We start from the raw sequence: 3332 nt of genomic DNA on the forward strand, positions 1-3332 counted from the left end.
GGCAGCGTCAGATGTGTATAATAGACTGTTATTAATTTTTTTTCTGAAATAAATGATTTCATTTTAGATAATTCAATGCCATTTATTTTCTCGTATTCCACTTTAAGACTAACATCGTCAAATCCAATCATTCTTGGTGATATACCAAGGGGTGCTACATACTGATTAGCCAAATATTCATTTTGAAAACTTTCTGATTTACTGAAATATTTTGAAATTGATTTTTCTTTTATCACTACTTTATTGGAATATGTTAAAATTTTTCTTCTCATAGCCATATATCCATTGAATTACTTTCTATGTGTTGTCCTGTAATATGTAAACTGGAATTCGAAGCCAGAAAGTAAGTAGCATCAACACAGAGTTTGGGGTCAGGAAGTTGTTCTCCCTTTTTTATTCTGTCAATGGTTTTTGTATATCCAAGTTCTGCTTTTTGAGTTGCATGCTCTAAATATAAATCCGTTTGCGCAGAAATTCCCACACTATTAACTCTGATACCATATTCTTTTAACTCCAATGCTAACGACCTTGTATATGACTCAAAAGCTGATTTAGAAATGCAATACAGCCCCAAATAGTTCAATGGTTTAAAAGCAGCATTTGAAGTAACATTCACTATAGAAGCTTCTTTTTGCAAAAACCGCTTTCTAAATAATAAAGATACCAAAAGCATATACGAAATAACATTTATTTGAAAAATTCTACTAGTATCACTACTAAAATCATAAATTGGACCAACTCCCATTGAAGTGGCAGCGTTATTTATTAAAGCATCAATTTTATCAACTTTAATACTATCAATAAATGTTCTTATGGACTCTTCACGCTCTAAATCCATAAAACTAATTTCAAATTTTTCCTTATAATAGTCCTTCAATTCCATTAGGTCTTCATTTTGATTTCTAGTTGTGCCTATTACTCTCCACCCCTCATAAAGAAATTTTTTTGTTAATGCAAGACCAAATCCCTTATTAACACCCGTTATTAAAACTGTTTTCATACAAAAAATACTCCATTTGTGTAAAGTACTATAATTCGACAATTTCGTTTAATACTTTTCGAATTACTTCAGTCTCTTTTCTTGCGATTGTTAAATTTGTTTCCATTTTTTTATTTTCAATAATACAATTTATAAATTCATTCCAAATCTCTGAGTATCCTGCTCTAGCATATCCTCTGTATAGTCGTCCTTGGTTCCAAACAAGTTTAGACTCATCACGTAAACTTCCCTCAGTACCTAACCAAGATGTCGAAGGAAGATAACTAATATCAGTAAGATTTTTTATTGTTAATTTTGATCCATCTTCTAAAGTACAATCAAAATTTGTCACATATTCCTCTGAACCTTGAATTAAGTTTAGTACTGCATAAGAAGATTTATTTTTTAATATACAAGTTACAAATATTTTACCATCTTGTTGTTTTTTGAGATACGAACTGACTACTTCATAATCTCCTAACCAAAATTCCATATAATCAAATGCATGTATGAACATATCATAAAGTGTTATTTCTAATGAGTCATTTAACCCCCAAAGGTTCGAATCGAGAAGTGTTGGAAAAGTAACGTTCAAATTAAATACTACTGGTTTTAAAGAAAGTGTCTTAAAAAGATGATCTTTAGCTAATCGACTTGCCTTCGTATACCTCCATTTCGTATCTACCGCAACAATCAAATCCTTTTCTTTCGATAGTGAAATTGATTTATCTAGTTCTTGTGGATAAACTGCTACTGGTTTTTCAACAAGAACATGTAAATTATTCTCCAAAGCTTGTTTCCATGAATGTAACATGTAACTCTGGAGTCATGGATATATATACAGCATCAAGACCCAAGTCTTTACTACTATTTAATAAAGATTCGCCATCATCAAAATATGCAATATTACTTAGTTTACTTTTAGCTAGTTCTATACGTTCTGGATTTATATCAGCAATTGCAACTATTTGAGTGTTATTATTCGCAATAATATTTGGAAACATACTACGCTCAGTATGACGACCAAAACCAATTAATCCAATTTTTAAAGTTTTATTATTCATATTTACAATCAATCCTTTATCTATATAAATTTATGTATAACTAAGCACTATAAAATTTATAGTAACTTATTATATATGTAAGTCTTTAATTTACTTCAATATAAGTTAACAATGGTAAAGAGTATCCAAATTCTTACTTTTTTCTGTTATACTTCCAGTACAAGTTAGCTATCTACTCTAATAATTAATTCATTTATACATAGAAAATCCACAAACTCCATTATCTTATTCTCAATATTCGTATTACTCTCTCCATACATTTTTTCAACAAGATTACTTAAAGTAATATCTTTGCCGATATTCTTCCAAATCTCTAAACTCATTGTGTTAATTTCAAATGCTCTATCTCGATTAAAAATATAAATCCTCCCATTAAATTTTCTAATTCTGAATTTCGGATTTTTTTGGTATTCTTTTAAATTTGTTTCAGCCATTCTATTCTCCTATCTCCATTTCAATAATCTTATCATTTACATAGTTAACCGACTCAATAATAGTTTCTTTTGCTACCGAAAATTTAGTTACATCACTTAAAAACAATTTTTCAAAACATCTGCTTAGTTCGACATAATTCTCACTTTTTTTTGATAGCACAAGTGCCTTGTAAACAACCCATTTCTCACGATCTACTGTTTCTCCTTCGTTTACTAAAAATAGTTCCATAAATTTAATGAACATATTTCGTGTTACAAAAAGAGATACTTCAAAAATCGTTTCAGTTAAATTTCCCCAAATATCAGGAAGTATATTATCAATTTCATTAACTAAAAGTACTCTTTGATAGCTAAGGAACTTTTCAATATCAATTTGATTACATATATGGATGAATGAATCTACGTTTTGTATTGCAATACTGTTTTTCATCCTATTAACAATGGACTTAACATCCCTAATACTCCAAGAATTTGGTAACTTAAATGAATTTCTAATTCTTTGGGACTCGTCAATTGAAATGTTTTCGATGCTTTTAATTAGATTGTCTATAGCTTCTTGAGAGTAAATTTCGATATCAAAATCCATTCCAGCATATCTTCTAAAAATAGTTATCTTACCATTTTTAAAATACGATTTCTTCTCATCGACAATTAAATTGCTAAAATCTCTTTTTATAATAAAGACATCTATATCAGATTCTTTATTCCCCATATCTTTAAATTCTGGATTTATAGCTGATTCTATTAACGAACCAGCTAAAAATACCAGATCATCTTCAGAAATTATCAACTCATTCTCTAATGATGTCAATAATTCATCTTGTTCTACACTAATATTATTTTTTAAATTCATAC

Annotated in this window: 6 protein-coding genes; all 6 read right to left on the reverse strand. The window is 28.9% G+C overall.

The window, feature by feature from the left end; translation table 11 throughout:
• A partial coding sequence (locus H7U04_RS11190) for a hypothetical protein (protein WP_201059834.1) occupies positions 1 to 278 on the reverse strand: 278 nt, incomplete at its 3' end.
• Entirely contained in the window at positions 269 to 1000 is a 732-nt protein-coding gene (locus H7U04_RS11195) for an SDR family oxidoreductase (RefSeq protein WP_110981549.1), read from the reverse strand. The genes H7U04_RS11190 and H7U04_RS11195, both read right to left, overlap by 10 nt.
• A 28-nt stretch (positions 1001 to 1028) precedes the next feature.
• A complete protein-coding gene (locus H7U04_RS11200; protein WP_201059836.1) occupies positions 1029 to 1793 on the reverse strand; it encodes a Gfo/Idh/MocA family oxidoreductase in 765 nt (254 codons plus the stop codon).
• Positions 1759 to 2043 (reverse strand): Gfo/Idh/MocA family oxidoreductase, encoded by a 285-nt coding sequence (locus H7U04_RS11205; RefSeq protein ID WP_201059839.1) that lies wholly within the window; start codon positions 2041 to 2043, stop codon positions 1759 to 1761. The genes H7U04_RS11200 and H7U04_RS11205 overlap by 35 nt, the downstream gene beginning before the upstream one ends.
• 164 nt (positions 2044 to 2207) lie before the next feature.
• Positions 2208 to 2477: a hypothetical protein gene (locus H7U04_RS11210; protein ID WP_110981547.1), complete on the reverse strand. Its 270-nt coding sequence runs from the start codon at positions 2475 to 2477 to the stop codon at positions 2208 to 2210.
• A 1-nt stretch (position 2478) separates the two neighbouring features.
• Positions 2479 to 3332, reverse strand: an 854-nt coding sequence (locus H7U04_RS11215; protein WP_110981546.1) for a hypothetical protein, incomplete at its 5' end; no start/stop codon positions are given.

This window comes from Streptococcus sp. 22.1 (assembly GCF_016648645.1).
Classification (GTDB): Bacteria; Bacillota; Bacilli; order Lactobacillales; family Streptococcaceae; genus Streptococcus.

Bases quoted from the DNA above. Each gene is read 5' to 3' on its own strand.
- H7U04_RS11205 (WP_201059839.1), bottom strand. From the start codon at position 2,043: ATGAATAATAAAACTTTAAAAATTGGATTAATTGGTTTTGGTCGTCAT.
- H7U04_RS11195 (WP_110981549.1), bottom strand. From the start codon at position 1,000: ATGAAAACAGTTTTAATAACGGGTGTTAATAAGGGATTTGGTCTTGCA.
- H7U04_RS11200 (WP_201059836.1), bottom strand. From the start codon at position 1,793: ATGTTACATTCATGGAAACAAGCTTTGGAGAATAATTTACATGTTCTT.
- H7U04_RS11210 (WP_110981547.1), bottom strand. From the start codon at position 2,477: ATGGCTGAAACAAATTTAAAAGAATACCAAAAAAATCCGAAATTCAGA.